Below are 17,515 nucleotides of genomic sequence, written 5' to 3'. Positions count from 1 at the left end.
CAATATACCACGAAAAGGGGATAATGTCCACTCTCATATAGCATAAAAAAAGATTTAGCATGGAATTTTTTGTATTTATTGAGGACAAAAAATCCTATATATACGGTCTTAAATGCGCGTTGTTTCCATATAATATGAAAAGTTTTTGCCTTTAAGTAAGTGTTCTTTTTGCCTGCGTCATAAGAGAAAAAGATCAGGATTTTTTTCTTATTTTTCGATCTTTTTCTCTATAATTAACATGATTAGCTAGCGTTTTTTGGCGCTTTGGTCTCTTTCATGATCATCGCACCGATTAAAAAACTGCTCGATGCTATCGTACTAAAGACGAAGGCGACGCTGTAATTGCCATTAAAGTTGTCAACAAGCATGCCAAAGATATAAGGAGCAAAGGCCGAAATGAGATAGCTAATGCTCCAAAAGAGGCTAAAGGTAGGCCCTAGATTCTCCGCGGTAGCGCCTTTACGTTCTTGAGCAAAGAGGACTAAGCTAGTCATGGGGAAGAAGAGGAAGAATCCAATCATTAAGGCCGAAATGTTGACTAAAATTTGGCTATCAAACCAGCCCCACGTCTGGCTATGCACACCGATAATGGCAAGAATTTGAACTGCACCAGAGATCTGGAGAATGGGGCGTCGATAATACGTTTTTTGTGCCACAATAATGCCAAAAATTGTACCAACAATGCCCATTAAGAAGATATATTTGACCGCAGGGATATTCGCATGGCTGTAGAATGTCAACAAGATAAGGTAGAAGGAGAGCGTGCCCGCATAGGTGAGGGCGTAGAGCCAGTTGAAGGGTTCTTTGAGTCCGTCGATGATGGTGTAGCTCTTGGTGCTTTTCGCAACGGCTGGCTTGGTGTCGGTGCCGTAGACGAGCCATAAGATAAAGATGATCAAGCTACCTACCGAGATTGTCAATAAGACATGTTGCCAGTTGTTGTTGAAGAGCGACATCATTGCGCCTAGACCAAAGGCGATGATCGCCATGCCCAAATTGAGGGCAACGCTATTCATTCCGTTGACAATCGGACGCTCTTTAGGCTCAAAGAGTTCAAACACCAGCGGTGCAAAGAAAGCAATGATCAAGGAGCTTCCCAAGCCTGCGATAAAGCGTACGAGTAAAAGCATAAAGTAGCTATTCACCAAGCCGGCAAACGCACCAATACTCATGAGGAGCATCGAGAGGCTGACGGCCTTTTTCGTACCCAATTTTATGAGGATTGTCGAGGCTAAAAACGTACCAATAATGCGCGAGATCGAGACGACATTAGTAATCCAGCTAAGCTCCGCCGTGGAATTAACCCCCATCTGCTCGCGAATATCGGGTAAAAAGAGCGCCGTCGCTTGCCAGCTCATCCCAAAGAGCACATAGCTTAAAAAGAGCAACGCTTCAATCATATATTTGTTGGGTTGATGGGTTTTGATCATACAGTTACCTCCAAAAGAAGCCGTGCGCTATTACTATAAGCACAGAGGAATTCGGTTAAAGCACGACTAAAGAGCATAGGATCATCGATTTTAGAGAGGTGGGATACCTTAGGCAGAATTTGCATTTTCGAGCCGAGAATATGCTCGTTGAGGTATTGCGAAAAGGCGATCGGGGTTACGGGATCAAGCTCGCCTACCAAGATAAAGGTGGGGATTCCCCCCATCGATGCATGATGCGCGCGATAGTCGGCCGTGAGGGTGGTTTGCGTGGCTTGCGCGTACGGTTTTTTACGATTGGCTTGAAAGATCGTTGCCGTTTTGATCAATTGCTCTTCGGCGGTATCGGGCTTGCTTGCGGCCTTAGCGATGGCGTACCCAAGCTCTTGCATACTCAAATCCTCAATCCGTTTAAGACGCGCTTCCAGACCAGTGGTTGCCATCTCCTCGGGGTAGAAGCCCGCCCCGTTGGCAAGGGTCATCGATAAAATACGGCTCTTATCTTGTACCGCAATCTCTTGACACAAGAGCGCACCCATGGAGAGACCACAAAAGTGTGCTTGTTTGATATCAAGCTGATCGAGGAGTGCGAAAATATCTTTCACCATTAAGGCGAGAGTAATGACTTCTTCACCGTCATCGCTTTGGGCATGCCCGCGCATTTCGGGGGTGATAACACGGAAGGTTTGTTGAAAATAATCAATTTGGGCTTGCCAAGAGGCGATATTCTCGCCTAATCCATGGAGAAAAACAAGAACGTCTTTACCCGTACCACTCTCATCGTAATTGATATGAATGTCATTTACGCATACTTTTTTGTGCATTATTTGCATCCTTTTTGGTTTTGTATAGAGTCATTATAAGAGGATATGTGTTGGTTTGTCAAATACTTTTTATAAAAAAATATAAGGTGAGGATAAAAAAAGACGATGTGAGGATAAAAAAAGACGATCACTAAAAATTTAGGATCGTCTTAGAAGTGCCGCCGAGGAGAATTGAACTCCTGACACGTGGATTTTCAGTCCACTGCTCTACCAACTGAGCTACAGCAGCATAACAACCTTATGATAGCATAGAGAAGAAAAGATGTCAAGAGTGCTGATAAATTTTTATGGAAATTTTCTTGACAAGAGGAGAAAGTGGGTATACACTAAATTTAGTTAAACGTTTAACTAAGTCTAAAAAGAGAGGAAAAGAGATGAAACGAGGAAAACTTCTTAACAGTCAATTAAGCTATCTTATTGCTAGATTGGGGCATACAGATACGATTGTGTTAGCTGATGCCGGCTTGCCTATTCCCTTGGGTGTGGAACGTATTGATTTGGCTGTTATACGTGGAATGCCCTCTTTACGTGATGTGTTGGATGCGGTGCTTAGCGAGATGGTGGTGGAGTCTATTGTGATGGCAGAGGAAATTCTTCTTCATAATGGAGCGTTGTCTGCAACTATTGAGCAGTTGAGTGGATGTAAGGCAACATTTTGTTCTCACGATGCATTTAAGGAGCGAACAGCAAAGGCGATTGCGGTGATTCGTACCGGAGAAGCTAGCGCTTATGCTAATGTTATTTTGCAAGCAGGAGTACAATTTTAAGATGAAAGGTGAATGTTTACTATCACTAGAAGGGGTCTCTAAAAGTTTTCCGGGGGTCAAAGCACTCGATGAGGCAAATCTTCGGGTGTATGCCGGTAGAGTGATGGCATTGATGGGGGAGAATGGCGCGGGTAAGTCGACATTGATGAAAATTCTTAGTGGTATTTATCAACAAGATGCGGGGAAAATTTATGTTAACCATCAGGAGGTTCAGTATCAGGGGGTGGTTGCTTCGCAACGTCTTGGTATTGGTATTGTGCATCAGGAGCTCAACTTGGTTGCGCAGTTGAAGGTTTACGAGAATATCTTTTTAGCCAAGGAGTCTAGCGCATTATGCGCCCCATTGCGTCACCAACGTGAGCGTAAGGCGGCGCAGGGGTTATTAGACGAGCTTCACTTCTCTTTGGATGTGGATGCGCTGGTGGGAACGTTGAGTATCGCCCAGCAGCAGTTGGTGGAGATTGCTAAATGTTTGTCGATGCAGGCAAAGGTGATTATTTTGGACGAGCCTACGGATGCCTTGACCGAGAAGGAGAGTCTACAACTATTTGCAATCATCCAAAAATTGAAAGCGCAAGGCAAGGGTATTGTCTTTATTTCTCATCGCCTGAAAGAGGTCTTTGCCATTGCCGATGACGTAACGATTTTACGTGATGGTAAATGGATGGGAGAGTATCCTGTGACCGATATTCATGAGGATCGGCTGATTGAACTAATGGTTGGTCGTACCATTACCGAGCAATTCCCTTTCGAAAGGGTTCCTCGAGGTAAAGAGATGTTGAAGGTGCATCAGGTGCGTAACGCTTATGTGCAGAATATCTCTTTTACTTTGCATGCTTCGGAAGTGTTGGGGATTTCAGGATTAATGGGAAGTGGTCGTACTAAGTTAGTAAAAAGTCTTGCGGGGGTATATCCTTACGAAGGCGTGGTTTATGTAGATAGTAGACCATTAAAGACGCATTCCATTCAGGAGTCTCTGGCGCATCGTTTGGTGTATGTCTCTGAAGATCGTAAGCAAGATGGGTTGGTCTTATCGCTGTCGGTGGCAGAGAATATGGTTTTATCTTTATTGACTACCCTCAAGAGGCGTCTTCGACGCTCTATTCTTCATGGATTAGTGGATGATTTTATTGCACAATTGCATATTAAAACCCCCAGTAGAGACAAGAAGGTCGGAGAACTAAGCGGGGGCAATCAGCAAAAAGTAGCGATTGCTAAGGCGTTGTTATTAAAACCTAAGGTGCTTATTTTAGATGAGCCTACGCGTGGTATCGACGTGGGCGCAAAAAAAGAGATTTATCAATTGATTAACCAGTTGAAGCGCGAGGGGTTAGCTATTTTACTGATCTCCTCAGAATTGCCAGAGATTATGGGACTTAGTGATCGGATTATAGTATTACATGCAGGAAAAGCCAAAGGTCTGCTTGTGCGTGAGGCTTTTGATGCGCAAAAAATTATGGCAATGAGCATGAATTAGGAGCGAGTATGAAGAAGATGGATGTTAAAGGATGGACTAAGCGATATCAAACAGTGTTTGCGTTGGTCTTATTGGTGATGGTGGCAAGTTTATTGAGCGATAATTTTTTAACAATAAACAACATGATGAACATGTTAAGACAGAGTTCAATAAATGCGATTATTGCATTTGGCATGACACTGGTGATCCTCTCTGGTGGAATTGATCTCTCAGTTGGATCGATTTTGGCAATCTCTAGTGCGCTTGCGATGTCTTCCTTGGTTGCAGGTCAAGGTGGCGGGGTAGCGATGTTTATTGCTTTAGTTGCTGGTACATTGATGGGCATGAGCACGGGTTTGTTGATTGCCAAGGCTAAATTACAGCCGTTCATTGTTACCTTGATTATGATGAATTTACTACGAGGTGCAACGTTGGTTTTTACCGACGGGAAACCAATTACATTAGATTTTACGCGGGTGGATGCTTTTTATAATTTTATCGGTAATGGCAAGTTGGGCATCATTCCAATGCCGGTTGTGGTGATGTTGCTTGTGTTTGGATTGACCTATTACTTATTGTATCATACTAAATTGGGGCGTTATATTTATGCGGTGGGGGGCAATGAACAGGTTGCACATTTGTCAGGGATTAATGTTGTTCGCGTTAAGGTGATTATTTATGGGTATATGGGGTTTTTAGCTGCGCTTGCCGGCGTGATTCTTAGCTCGAGATTATTATCGGCGCAACCTACTGCCGGGGCAAATTATGAGTTGGATGCGATTGCTTCCGTGGTGGTAGGGGGCACCTCCTTGGCTGGTGGGGTAGGCGGTATTGGGAGTACGTTAATGGGAGCCTTACTGATTGGTGTCTTGAACAATGCGCTTAATTTGTTACAAGTTAGTTCTTATTATCAGATGATAGTGAAAGCATTAGTCATTTTAGTGGCGGTGTTATTGAACCGCAATATAAAAAAATAAGGTTGTAAGGAGTGTTTGAGGATGAAGAAAAAAGGTTTATGGTTGGTCTTGACAATGGTATTATTTGTCGCTTGTCCAGCAGAGAAGGGACGCACGGAGAGTTCTGGTGGGGAGAGTAAAAAGCAGAAGATTGGGGTAGTCGTTTCTACACTCAATAATCCATTTTTTGTCGATTTGGTGAGTGGAATGAGAGCGCAGGCGAGTTCGTTGCCTTATGAGCTGGTGGTGTTAGATTCGCAAAATGATCCAAGCAAGGAGTTGGCGAATGTAGAGGATTTAATTACGCAAGGTGTGAGTGCTATTCTTATTAATCCTACCGATTCTGATGCGGTGGTGCGAGCAGTCATGCTGGCGCAGGATGCGAGTATCCCTGTGATCTCTTTGGATCGATCGGTAAATGGGGTGTCGGTTACGGCGCATATTGCTTCGGATAACATCTCTGGTGGTAGGATGGCTGGTGAATTTTTGCTTCAAGAACTGGGTGAGAGGCTTGCTGTAGTAGAGTTAGAAGGCATTACTGGTGCCTCCGCAGCGCGTGAGCGAGGTCAGGGATTTAATGATGTGGTGAAAAAGTATGTGGTGGTGCGTCAAGTAGCCAACTTCGATCGCACGCAAGGGTTGCATGTGATGGAGAATATCATTCAATCTGGTACTAGGTTCAATGCGGTCTTTGCGCATAACGACGAAATGGCTTTGGGTGCGATGAAGGCGCTGCAAGATGCGGGCTTAACAGAGGTGTTGGTTGTGGGATTTGATGCGACGGATGATGCACGTAGTGCTGTCTCTAGTGGATTGATGCGCGCAACGATTGCCCAAAAACCTCAAGACATAGGCATGCAAGGCATGCAGGTGGCGCATCAGTTATTAAGCGCACAGAAAGTGGATAGTTATTATCCAATTAGTTTGGTTTTAGTTGAATAAAAATAGCTAATGAAGAGGCAGAGGATAGGCAAGAGCTTCGCCTCTTTAGAGGAGTATTGTGATGGGAGAACGAGAGATTTATGTATTGGGGAGCATCAATGTTGACTTGATGTTTACCGTAGATAACATACCGCAAGCAGGGGAAACTCTTCATGGGTTGGATTATTTGGAGAATCTTGGGGGTAAGGGATTAAACCAAGTGCGCGCCATGCATGAGCTTGGGGCAAAGGTGGTTATGTTAGGAGCTGTGGGTGGCGATGCGATGGGTGAGAAAGTGTTAGCTTCGTTGAGAGGCTGGGGGATAAGCGATAATTATATTGAGGTGATGTCTCATGTTGCTACTGGTTTAGCCTGTATTATACGTATGCGGGCTGAAAATCGTATTATTCTTCACGCTGGAGCAAATTTTGCTATGACAGAGAAGGTATTGAGTCCGTTGTTAGCGGTTAAACCAGGTGGATTTTTTCTTGCGCAATTAGAGGTGCCTTACTCTTTGGTTTTGATGGGAATGAAGGTGGCAAAGACGAATGGGTTGACCACTATATTAAACCTAGCTCCGGCTCGATTAGATGTCCAGGATATTTTGCCCTATGTAGACTATTTAATTGTCAATCAGAGAGAGCTAGAGCTACTTACTACGATTTATCCACGGGAGGAGGTAGATGTTCAACTGGCTTTTACACAACTACGTCAATTGGGTTTACAGCGATTAGTTGTAACCTTAGGCGCAGGAGGGGTGTTGTATGTAGATGCCTATCAAACAATCTTTGTGCCAAGTTACCGTATTGATGCGGTGGATACCACAGGTGCTGGTGATGCTTTTGTGGGGGCTTTTGTCGCCACATTGGCGCAAGGCAGCTCGATGAAAGATGCGTTATATTTTGCTAACGCAGCGGGTGCGTACGCTTGTTTGCACGTAGGGGTGGAGCAGGCAATGGGTAAGAGAGAAGATATCAAAGCAGTGATGAAAGGAGAGAAGAGAGATGAGTAAAAGACCAATTATTATAGACACTGATCCTGGAATTGATGATGCAATTGCAATAGCCATTGCATTATTTAGTGAGGAGTTAGATGTTCGTTTAATTACCACGGTAGCTGGAAATGTGGGTTTGGAGAATGTCACCAATAATACGTTAAAGTTATTGGCATTTTGGCAAAAAGATGTGCCCGTAGCTAAGGGAGCTGCGCGTCCGCTGGTTTTGCCCTTGATAGATGCTGCGAATGTGCATGGGCTCTCGGGCATGGATGGATATGACTTTCCCTCACCAGCGAAGCATAATTTATTATCGATTCATGCCGTAGAGGCTATCTATCAAGAGTTGGTGAGCAGTAAGGAGAAGATTACATTGGTACCGATTGCGCCTTTAACGAATATCGCTTTACTATTACGGATGCATCCTGATGCTGTAGAGTATATCGAGGAGATTGTACTGATGGGGGGATCTACCACTCGTGGAAATAAGGGGGTGATGTCGGAATTTAATATCGCTACGGATCCAGAGGCGGCTAAAATTGTTTTTGACTGTGGATTACCGATTGTGATGGTGGGATTAGATGTAGGTTGGAAGGCGCTGGTTTACCGAGAGGATAGTGATAAGATTATGCAGATGGGTGCTACGGGAGAAATGATGGTTTCCTTATTTCAGAAGTACCGTAGTGGAACGTTTAATACAGGTTTAAAGATGTACGATCCATGCGTGATGGCTTATTTACTGCAACCAGAAATGTTTGAGGTGATACCAGGGGTGGTAGATATTGAGTTGGATGGGAAGATGACCAAGGGGATGACGATTGTTGATTTTCGAGGTTATTTAGGCGATCGTCCTAAGAATGCGCGTGTGTGTGTGGATATTGATGGGCAGATGTTTCGCCAGTGGCTATTAGCTTCTATCGCTGCGTGCTTGTGATAAAAGGGGATAAGTAAGATGATGCATATTTGGATAATGTATGGATTGGCCTTCATTAGTGTCGTTATCGTGGTGTGGATGCTGTTGAAGAAGATGGACATCAAAATGACTCTTTTATCGGTGGGTATGGTTTTGGTCTTTTTTAGTCTGTTGCTAGATGGTGCGCCCAACGCGATGCTGGATTGGTTTGCCCCCTTTACGTTGATTGTCGATCAGTTTAAGAGTGTTTTACCGCGTGCGGGGTTGATTATCTTGATTTTGGGTGGATATACGACATATATGAGTAAAATTGGTGCCAATGAGGTGAGTGTCCATATGCTTACGAAGCCCCTGTTACGCATTAAGTCGGTGTATATGTTGGTTCCGATTGTTTTTTTGTTAGGGAATTTTCTCTCCTTAGTAATTCCCAGTGCAGCTAATCTTGCGGTTATCCTCTTAGCGACACTCTATCCGGTATTAAGACGCGTGGGTATGTCCTCTTTAACGGCTGCTGGGGTGATTGCTACTACGGCAACCATAATGCCCACACCGCTAGGGGGGGATAATGTGGCTATGGCAATGGAGTTGGGGATGCCAGTAACGGAGTATGTGTTTCATCACCATGCGATGATATCTATCCCCACTTTGCTTGTAGTAGCAGTGGCGCACTATGTTTGGCAACGCTACATGGATAAAAAAGAGGGTATAAGTCAAGCCAATCTGGCGCAAGAGGTGGTAGATGTCTCCGAGGAATTGAGCTATGGGCGACTCTTTAGGATTGTATATTCAGTCTTACCGATGTTGCCCATTCTGCTTCTGTTGTTGTTCTATGCAATGAATTTAAGGTTACCTCAAGAGCAACAAGTTATGCCTTCGGTAGAGGTGGTCTCGATACTCTCCTTTTTTCTTGCTCTTTTGATACAAGCGGTTCGTTATCGTAATTTAGCGATGGTGCTAGAGGAGAGTGAGGCATTTTTTAAGGGAATGGGTAACGCGATGGGGATTGTTGCGCTGTTGGTGGCTGCCGGCGTCTTTGTGGAAGGATTAAAATCGATAGGATTGATGCAACATTTAGAACAGGTGATGCGTAGCACCGCCGTGCCAGGATTCACGTTACCATTGATTTTGGTGCTATTTAGCGCATTGATTGTCTTGTTATCTGGTAGTGGGTTGGCGCTCTTTTATGCGATGGTTCCTCTGGTAATTCCGTTGTCGCTGGCTGCAGGAATTAATCCTTTAGCGATAAGTATTCCTGTTGGATTTACGGGGAATTTATTGCGCGCTGTATCCCCTGTGGCTGCGGTCGTGGTTATTGTGGCGGGTACGACACAACAAGATCCGCTTAAGATTGTTAGGCGAACTGCTGTGCCCATGGTGGTAGGCGTCGTTTTTATGTTTATCCTCTCGATGATGCGTTTTACTGTGTAACTTTAGCTTAAATTGCTTCATTTATCTAGGGCATTATGCCGTACTATAATAAAGGGAATGATCTGTGCTAAGGACAAGTAGAAGAGATTGAAACGTATTACAATGAAAGATTTAGCTAAAGAGGCTGGAGTATCGGTTGCTACAGTCTCTTTGGTGTTGAATAAGAAAGCGTCGCATCTTAGCCAAGCGACGATCGATCGGGTGGAGCGCCTGGCAAAGGAGTTAGGGTTTGTTTCCAATTTACATGCCAAGAGTTTAAAGACCAAACAATCCCAGACAATTGGGTTAATCTTGCCTGATATCACGAATGCCTTTTTTACGCAGATGGCAAAACGTATTGAGTATCACTTAACGCAGGCAGGATACCTCCTACTTCTCAATCACACCGACGGCGTGGCGATACAAGAGATTATGGCGATTAAACGATTTAAACAACTCCATGTGGAAAAAATTGTTCTGGTGGCCTCCCATGTGAGCACGTATCACTTTGTGGAAGAGCATCGGCTCAATCATTTCGTTATCTTTCTTGATCGTATTATTACGAAACCTGCGTTTTGCTGGGTGGGTAGCGATGATTATCAAGGTGGGGCACTTGTGGCAAGAGCGTTGATAGCGCATCATCATTATCACGTGTTATGTGTGACTGGTCCTTCCCATTTTACCAATGTGCAAGAGCGATTGGCCGGTTTTAGAGAGGTCTATCAGCAGAATAACCATCCTTATGATGTGGTCTGTTTAGAGGGCGATTTCACCGTTGATGCCGGAGATCGTTTAGCTAAGACGATTTTTAAGCATCCCTATAAAGCGATCTTTTTTATGAATGACCTGATGGCAATTGGATTTTATCACGCCTGCATGGAGGCCGCGATTTCCATTCAGGAGCAGTATGCCATTATTGGTTATGATGATATTGAGTTTGTTCGCTATTTATCTCCACCCTTGACTACTGTTCGTCAACCTATCGACGCGATGGCAAGGCGTGTGATGCACTTAATTTTAGATGAAGGGGAAATGCACGAAAAATTGCCCGTAACCTTGATATCTCGTAAGAGTCTTTACGCAAAAAGAGAGGAGGAGTAGCCACTTCCTCTCTTTTTTTGTATAAGTCATAAAAAATGTCAAAATAATGCTATTTCGCGAGTGTAATCACTTGATCGATACCTAGTGGTTTTTGCTCTTTGGTTGCCTGCTCGGTGTTGGTGATGATGGCAACCTTAACTTCCTCTAATTGGTGCGCGAGATAACGTGCACTCTCGATCATCGATTGCGGGGTTACGGCTAAGAGATGGTTGCGGATGCGTTGTCGTGTAGCTGGTGTGATGTTGTAGATGGCGCGCTTCATGGCGAGGCTTAATGCCTCTTGTGGGCCTTGCGGGCGATTCTCTTTGCCAATGCGTGCGATGAGGGTATCGTCAAGATCGTCTTGTGAGATAGTCTCAAATGTACGAAGAATCGCTTTAAAGGCATTTAGCGTGCGCTCCATGTGCGGATCGCGATAGCTGGTCATGGTAAAAATACCTTGTGCATTGCCCGTAGCACTTGCTGATACGCCATAAGCTCCGCCTTGCATACGGATGGCATGCCAAAGTTCGCCAACGGTGAGATACTGTCCAAGGAGAATTTCTGAAGCACGCTGTGGCTGATGAAAACTATGTGCCTTGAGAGCGAGACCAACAAAGTTGACCTCGGTGTTGGTTGTAATCATCTGGCTCTTGATGCTAGGCAGGGTGAGGGGTGCGGTGATGAGCGTGAGATCTTTTCGGCTGGCTAGCGGAGCAAAGAGCTTGGTGATCATCTCTTTGGCCTGCGCTACATTGGGTGCGAGGAGACCAAAGGTGGCGCGCTCTTGCACCAAAATACGATCGGCAATCGCTTGGAGTCGGCTAACCACTTCGGCTTTAAAGCTATCCTCTTGCCAGCGACTCTGCATCTGCTCGAGAAATTGTAGTTGCGTTACCCCGTGCCAAAGTTCCTCGGTGTAGGCACTCTGACTAAAGAGCGCGCTAAGACGCAAGCCCACCACCCCTGAACCCGAAGGCACAACGGCAGCCGCCATCTCATTGTAAAGCTCCCAGTAGAGCTCTTGGAGGCGCTGAATGTCGGTAAAGTCGATAGAGAAGATTGCCTCTTGCAGGGTGGCGGGTAGCTCTTGGAGTTGACTCTCCAGCGCTTTAAAGTTGATATGCAACACTGCACTGCGTTCGCTGGCTTGCCCTTGTTCGTCGAGATACTCCCCCGTATCTAAAATAAAGTTAAAACCGCCACTGTCGCGGGCAATGGCTTGCGCCATCTCGATGTAACTCTTCTTATCGCTACCCATGCCACTCATGGCACGGCAGAAGAGCGGAAGCCATAGGAGCGCCTCTTGATCAAAGTCATTGAGATTAAAGGTGGTGTTCCAATAGTAGAGTCCGTTGCTAAATTGGTCAACAACATACAAGGGACGTTGGGCAAAGATGCTCTCTTGTCGGCTAGCGATCTCTTTGATCTTCTCGGGGATATCGCTACGGCTCAAGCGGGGCATCACGGTGGGATCGTCGGTTTGATTTTGGTGCGCTTCGAGCTGGGCGCTCTGCACTTGGAGGGCATCTTTATCGGCTTGTCTCATCGAGAGGAGCTTTTGCTTGAGATCTTCCTCTATGTTGCGATCTTTTTGCTTGGCAAGCTCGGCATTGGGTGTGATGAGTGTGAGCGAGGCGTGGGTATTATCGATGAGGTAGTATTGGATGAGTTGTTCAAAGTAGCCGACGGTGAATGCCTCTTGACGCAAGGCCGCCATGGGTTCGGCAAAAAGAATCGCATCAAAGGGATTAAGATCATAATTCCAGCCCTTGTACAGGCGACTCATCAGGCGCAAGCCAAACGATCCACTGCGTAATTCTCGGCGTTGCATCTCGATAGCGCGTAGTGCCGATTCGATCATCTCGTGGCTAATGCCGGTTTTTACGATATTCTGTAGCGTCTCATCCACAAGCTTCTCAAATTTCCCTTGATCCTCGGGCTTGATGCCACGTAAGCCGGCGCTAAAGATGGCGCGATTGAAGTCGAAGCTAAAGCCACAGACTGGTGAGAGATCTTGCCCCAATCCCGAGCTCTGTAAGGCTAGATAGAGCGGGGCTCCGCTAGATCCAAAGAGAATATGGTTAAGCACCTCCAGCGCGAGGGTGGTTTTGGTCTCGGTGAGGGGCGCGGTAAGCCAGTTGAGCGAGATGTAACTGGTGTCGTCTTCGCCACGGCTGGGGAATTCACGATGCTCATAACGGCGCGCGCTAAAGGCGGGTTCTTCGGCGACTTGGCTCTGACTGGGCGTGCTATCCGTGAAGTGTTGCAAAAATTTATCGTGCAACCGCGCGAGCTTCTCTTCGATATCGACATTGCCATAAAGAAATATCTTTGCGTTATTAGGATGGTAATACTTCTGGTGAAAATCCACCATCATCTGGTGCGTGATGCCAGGAATCGCGTCGGGATTGCCACCCGAATCATACTGATAGCTGTTACTAGGATGCAACGACTGCACCACCGCATCAAAGGCATAGCTCTCGATGCTACTATACGCACCCTTCATCTCGTTGTAAACAACGCCCCCATGGCTCAAAGCATCTTGATTGGGATCGTAAACCAGCCGATAGCCCTCCTGCCAAAAGGTCTCCTCGTTGATCAACGGGAAGAAGACAGCGTCGCCATACACATCGAAAAGATTAAAAAAATCTTGCTTCACCGGACTGGCTGCCGGATATAAGGTCTTGTCAGGATAGGTCATTGCATTGAGGAAGGTCTGCATGCTACTGCGTAGAAGCGTCAAGAAGGGATCTTTGATCGGGTAATGCTTGCTCCCAGCCAAGACACAGTGTTCCAAAATATGCGCCAGCCCATAATCATTCTCCGAGGGCGTTCTAAAGCCAAACGAGAAGAAATTCTCCTCATCGTCGTTCTGGAGTAAAAAAATCTCCGCCCCCGATTGATTATGGCGCAGGTGATAGCCATGCGATCGATACTCAGGCACGGGTTTTTCAGACAGTAAGGTATAATGTGTAAACTCTTTCATATGATCTATAATAATGCGCATATCAAGAAAGATCAAGTAATGGCGATTTTCTCTTGACATAAATATTCATTTTCTCTATGATAAAGTAATACTTAATTATGAGTACAAACTATTTAATAGTGGGGGATTGGGTTTGTGCAACCAATAAAAGATACTCAAGACATGCAATATCTTTACTTATTACGTGTTGTAGCGAGCGTGCTAGTGGTACTCACTCATGTGGTGAGTGGGCTAATTCTATTTCAATATAAAGAAGACAATTTTCCGGCATTCTTGTTATTAATGAATGCTTTTTCTCGTGGAGCAGTACCCATTTTTGTGATGATCACCGGTGTATTATTTCTCTCTAAATCTACGTTCAATCTTAGGCAACGATTAAGGGATATTATCGTACCTATGATTATTTGGACAGTGATATACTTATTTTTATATAGGTATATTTTGTATCCAGTTGATCTGATTTCTTATGGCGATTATCTTTCTACTTTAGGTCTTAAACGTTCTTTAGTGTTTATGTTCTTTCATAATCAAGGAATTGTATATCATTTATGGTATTTATATATGATAGTTGGAATTTATCTAGCAATGCCTTTTTTACAAAAAATAGCGCAAAATAGTGCTAAAAATGAGTTACGCTATGGGCTATTACTTTGGTTAGCTTTCACTATTGGTTGGAATACTGTTGTGACATTTCAAGAATTTTTTCCGCAGGAATTTCCTTACCTCTCTATTTCTTTGCCTATCTTTAGTGATTATATAGGCTATCTTTTTTTAGGCTATTATCTGCATTATTTACATGGGCGAAATACGAGTACCCAGAATTCTGCATGGCGAATGTCTGCTTGGCTCCTTATGTATATTTTGATTAGTTTTATTATGTTAATCAGATTACAAACAGAGAATTTCTCTGAATTGATTATTCCTACGTTTGATAATTTAGCCATTTACGTTTTGATTCAATCTATTTCTATATTTTATGTGATAAAATATAGCTACAAATCTTTTCCTTTGTTTCAAATGCGTACTTTTCAGAAAATAATTAAAAAATTGTCTTCTTTATCTTTTTCGGCTTACCTTGTCCATGCTATGGTTTTAGCGGTTATGCGTCATGCATTGTTTAAGTATTTTCCACCACGGGGGGTACAAATACATGCACAACTTATAATAGAGTTATTCAGCACGATTATGATTAGTTATCTCATTGCCTATCTAATCAGTTTGTTACCCAAGCGCATTGCTCGCGTTTTAGGAGCATAAAACAAAAAAATGTCATTTATAAAATTATAAGATCCAAGCCAGCAATAGCAGAGCTACCCCAACTTGGAGGCACGCTACAAGAAGCGAAAAGAGTAAGAGCTTGCCGCCTTTTTTTATGAGAGACGCTAGGTTTAGGCGGAGCCCGATGGCCGATAAGGCAGTGATTTCTAACCAGAAACTCGCCGATGCTGTATATTTATGTACGGCGGGAGAGATGGGTAAAAGCGTATTTATCAGGAGCGTTAGAAAGAATCCCAAGATATACCATGGTAAGAATGTTGCTATGCGCGTAGCATGCGATGTTTGTTGCTTTTGGCTTTTATCAGAGGCTAGCCGTTGCATGAGGATCACCACGAATCCTAGGAGAGAGACGCGCATCACTTTAAAGAGCATCGCATGAGAGGCGACCTGCTCGCCTACTAAGTGCGAAGCCCCAGCCACCTGTCCCACCGACGGCAATGTTCCCCCAAGGAGCGCCCCCATCCGTAGAGCATCTTGCGGGTAGAGGAGCATAGCAACAATCGGGAGCGTGAGCATAAAAATCGTGCCCATCAGGTTAATCATCGTGATGCTCTGCCCCTTCTCTTCCTCGCTTGCACGTACCACCGGCGACACCGAGGCAATGGCAGAAGATCCACAGACGGCATTCCCCGCGCCCATCAATAACGAAAATGTGGGAGTAAAGCCAAAAAGTTTCCCCATCAAGAGATTGAGCGTAATGGTGAGAATAACAAGGAGAAGGATGTAACCAACAGCTCCCAAGCCTATCTGCTGGAGGTGTTGCAGGGTAATCATAAAGCCTAGCATGAGTACGGCAAGCTCTAAAAATTTGCTCTCGGCAATGCGCGTGCCAGCCTTCCATATCGCTTGAGAAAAGAGGACATTTCCTGCCAAAATTCCTAGTAATATTGCGATCGTCGTAGCGCCTAGGTGGGGAACCAACTTGCTCAAAAGCACGGAGACCATCGCCGTAGCGATAGATAATAAAACGCCTGGAAAAATGGATTGAATTAGCTTCATATGCATCATTGTAACCAAAGTAAGTGATTTGAACAACTCATCACAAGCGATATTATTCAAGAAAAAGAGCAAGCCAAAAGTGGGAATTGAACCCACGACCTACGCGTTACGAATGCGTTGCTCTACCCCTGAGCTATTTTGGCGTGAAAGAACATGGTTATTTTAAAACGTAAAGGCATTTTTGTCAAGAGGGGTGGATCTACTGTGGATGACGATGCTCTTTTGTTGTAAAAATAGAATTATAATTTATTTACATGTGGTTATTTTGTATATTTATTCTTTTTGTATTACTTTGTAAATTATAATTTATTTTTTATTGACAACTTAAATTTACCATGATATACTGTATCTAATAAAAAAATTATCTTAGGAGTAAGGTTAATGAAGAAGAGACACATGATGTTATTGATCTGGGGAATTTTTGCGATGTTAGGTTGTCAGAGAGCGGGCAATGAATCGGGAGCTTTAGCGATAGGGGTCGATACGACAGAGAGTTTTTCGATCTCTTTTTTTGAACATCTCAAAAAGGCTAATCAAGGTGATACGTTATCGCTACGTATTGCGCGTTTAGAAGAGCTTTTTATTTACTATTACCTTCATCACAACACGCTTTCTAAAGAGGAGAGTGTGGAATATCAGCGAGAGATTTTACAGCTATTGGATGCGATCAATCCACAGGATGCGAGTTATTTAATGGGATTAGGCTATCTCTCTGCAACACAGGGTGATTTAGCAGAAAGTATTGCCTATTATGAAAAAGCTTATCAAGTAAATGGTATTAGCGATGCTTTGATGAATTGGGCTCTTTATGCGCGTTTGGCAAGCGATGGGGTAAGTTATCAGCGCGCTTATGCACAGATACAGGTAAGCACTAAGAGAGTTTTATTTGATATTATGAGTGAGGCGATTGATAAGCGTGGAGAAATTCGTATTAATATGAACGTGGAGAGTCTTCCTGAAATTGATAATATCTTTATTTTGCTAGGATTTGAGCTTAATCCTGATGGCACAATGAAACCAACGTTAATAGAGCGTTTAAAGGTAGCCCTTCTGGCGTTGGAGCGTTATCCTCAAAGTCAAATTATTTTGACAGGCGGAGTAGAGCGTAATGGTCAAACGGAGGGTCGTCTTATGGCACAGTGGCTTATGGAGCATGGTATTGAGCAAGATCGGCTAATTGAGGAGAATATGGCACGCGATACGGTAGAAAATTTGCTTTTTTCACTTAAAATTCTGGAGAGTCAACCTCATATTAAAAATGTTACCATTATCTCAAGCGCGACGCATCTTAAACGTGCAGTTACCCTATTTAAAGTCGGTAATGAGATCTTCAAGGATCGATTAGAGCAGCCAGAGCTGTTTCATGTGCACAATTTGGGCTGGCAAGATATTTCCATGGAGGAGCTTTTGGCACATGATGAGCATTATGCAATTACGCGCGATGTATTACGCATGGCGGGGATGTGGGCTTATCCAAGAATCAGCCGATAAGAGAGGATAGGAG

General features: G+C 44.3%; 14 protein-coding genes and 2 tRNA genes. 10 read left to right on the top strand and 6 right to left on the bottom strand.

Annotated elements, in window-relative coordinates; translation table 11 throughout:
- Window positions 1-242: 242 nt before the first annotated feature.
- The 3 genes from PVA46_RS06540 to PVA46_RS06530 all read right to left on the bottom strand — a co-directional run bounded on the left by PVA46_RS06540 (window position 243) and on the right by PVA46_RS06530 (window position 2,480).
- Entirely contained in the window at window positions 243-1,430 is a 1,188-nt protein-coding gene (locus PVA46_RS06540; protein ID WP_167695939.1) for an MFS transporter, read from the bottom strand.
- The gene (locus tag PVA46_RS06535; RefSeq protein ID WP_167695938.1) at window positions 1,427-2,251 is read right to left on the bottom strand and encodes an alpha/beta fold hydrolase; all 825 of its coding nucleotides are present in this window, start codon (window positions 2,249-2,251) and stop codon (window positions 1,427-1,429) included. Before PVA46_RS06535 ends, PVA46_RS06540 begins: the two co-directional genes overlap by 4 nt.
- Before the next feature lie 156 nt (window positions 2,252-2,407).
- A tRNA-Phe gene (locus PVA46_RS06530) sits at window positions 2,408-2,480 on the bottom strand.
- Window positions 2,481-2,625: 145 nt separating this feature from the next.
- Here PVA46_RS06530 and rbsD point away from each other — a divergent pair.
- From rbsD to PVA46_RS06490, 8 genes are all read left to right on the top strand, one after another.
- A complete protein-coding gene (gene rbsD, locus PVA46_RS06525) occupies window positions 2,626-3,018 on the top strand; it encodes a D-ribose pyranase (protein WP_167695937.1) in 393 nt (130 codons plus the stop codon).
- Window position 3,019: 1 nt separating this feature from the next.
- Window positions 3,020-4,495: a sugar ABC transporter ATP-binding protein gene (locus tag PVA46_RS06520; RefSeq protein ID WP_167695936.1), complete on the top strand. Its 1,476-nt coding sequence runs from the start codon at window positions 3,020-3,022 to the stop codon at window positions 4,493-4,495.
- Window positions 4,496-4,503: 8 nt separating this feature from the next.
- On the top strand, window positions 4,504-5,451 hold the full coding sequence (locus tag PVA46_RS06515) for an ABC transporter permease subunit (RefSeq protein ID WP_246226792.1): 948 nt from the start codon (window positions 4,504-4,506) through the stop codon (window positions 5,449-5,451).
- Between the two features lie 21 nt (window positions 5,452-5,472).
- On the top strand, window positions 5,473-6,372 hold the full coding sequence (gene rbsB, locus PVA46_RS06510; protein ID WP_167695935.1) for a ribose ABC transporter substrate-binding protein RbsB: 900 nt from the start codon (window positions 5,473-5,475) through the stop codon (window positions 6,370-6,372).
- A 61-nt stretch (window positions 6,373-6,433) separates the two neighbouring features.
- Window positions 6,434-7,363, top strand: a complete 930-nt coding sequence (locus tag PVA46_RS06505; RefSeq protein WP_167695934.1) for a ribokinase — start codon at window positions 6,434-6,436, stop codon at window positions 7,361-7,363.
- On the top strand, window positions 7,356-8,279 hold the full coding sequence (gene rihC, locus PVA46_RS06500; RefSeq protein WP_167695933.1) for a ribonucleoside hydrolase RihC: 924 nt from the start codon (window positions 7,356-7,358) through the stop codon (window positions 8,277-8,279). The genes PVA46_RS06505 and rihC overlap by 8 nt, the downstream gene beginning before the upstream one ends.
- 18 nt (window positions 8,280-8,297) lie before the next feature.
- Complete coding sequence (gene dcuC, locus PVA46_RS06495) at window positions 8,298-9,686, top strand: C4-dicarboxylate transporter DcuC (protein WP_246226790.1); 1,389 nt, start codon at window positions 8,298-8,300, stop codon at window positions 9,684-9,686.
- Window positions 9,687-9,773: 87 nt separating this feature from the next.
- Entirely contained in the window at window positions 9,774-10,766 is a 993-nt protein-coding gene (locus PVA46_RS06490) for a LacI family DNA-binding transcriptional regulator (protein WP_167695932.1), read from the top strand.
- A 49-nt stretch (window positions 10,767-10,815) separates the two neighbouring features.
- Here the strand turns inward: PVA46_RS06490 and PVA46_RS06485 are convergent, their stop codons facing one another.
- A complete protein-coding gene (locus tag PVA46_RS06485) occupies window positions 10,816-13,734 on the bottom strand; it encodes an insulinase family protein (RefSeq protein WP_167695931.1) in 2,919 nt (972 codons plus the stop codon).
- Between the two features lie 135 nt (window positions 13,735-13,869).
- Here PVA46_RS06485 and PVA46_RS06480 point away from each other — a divergent pair, with 135 nt between their 5' ends.
- Entirely contained in the window at window positions 13,870-14,991 is a 1,122-nt protein-coding gene (locus tag PVA46_RS06480) for an acyltransferase (RefSeq protein ID WP_167695930.1), read from the top strand.
- A 24-nt stretch (window positions 14,992-15,015) separates the two neighbouring features.
- On the opposite strand, the gene PVA46_RS06475 is transcribed toward PVA46_RS06480, so the two are convergent.
- Window positions 15,016-16,011, bottom strand: coding sequence for a YeiH family protein (locus PVA46_RS06475; protein ID WP_167695929.1), 996 nt, complete (start codon window positions 16,009-16,011; stop codon window positions 15,016-15,018).
- A gap of 71 nt (window positions 16,012-16,082) precedes the next feature.
- Window positions 16,083-16,154, bottom strand: a tRNA-Thr gene (locus tag PVA46_RS06470).
- A 238-nt stretch (window positions 16,155-16,392) separates the two neighbouring features.
- Here PVA46_RS06470 and PVA46_RS06465 point away from each other — a divergent pair.
- Window positions 16,393-17,502: a YdcF family protein gene (locus PVA46_RS06465; protein WP_167695928.1), complete on the top strand. Its 1,110-nt coding sequence runs from the start codon at window positions 16,393-16,395 to the stop codon at window positions 17,500-17,502.
- Window positions 17,503-17,515: the final 13 nt, after the last annotated feature.

This window comes from Entomospira culicis (genome assembly GCF_028748145.1).
Classification (GTDB): domain Bacteria; phylum Spirochaetota; class Spirochaetia; order WRBN01; family WRBN01; genus Entomospira; species Entomospira culicis.
Note: the sequence above shows the minus strand (reverse complement) of the source record. Positions and strands in the feature narration are given on the sequence as shown.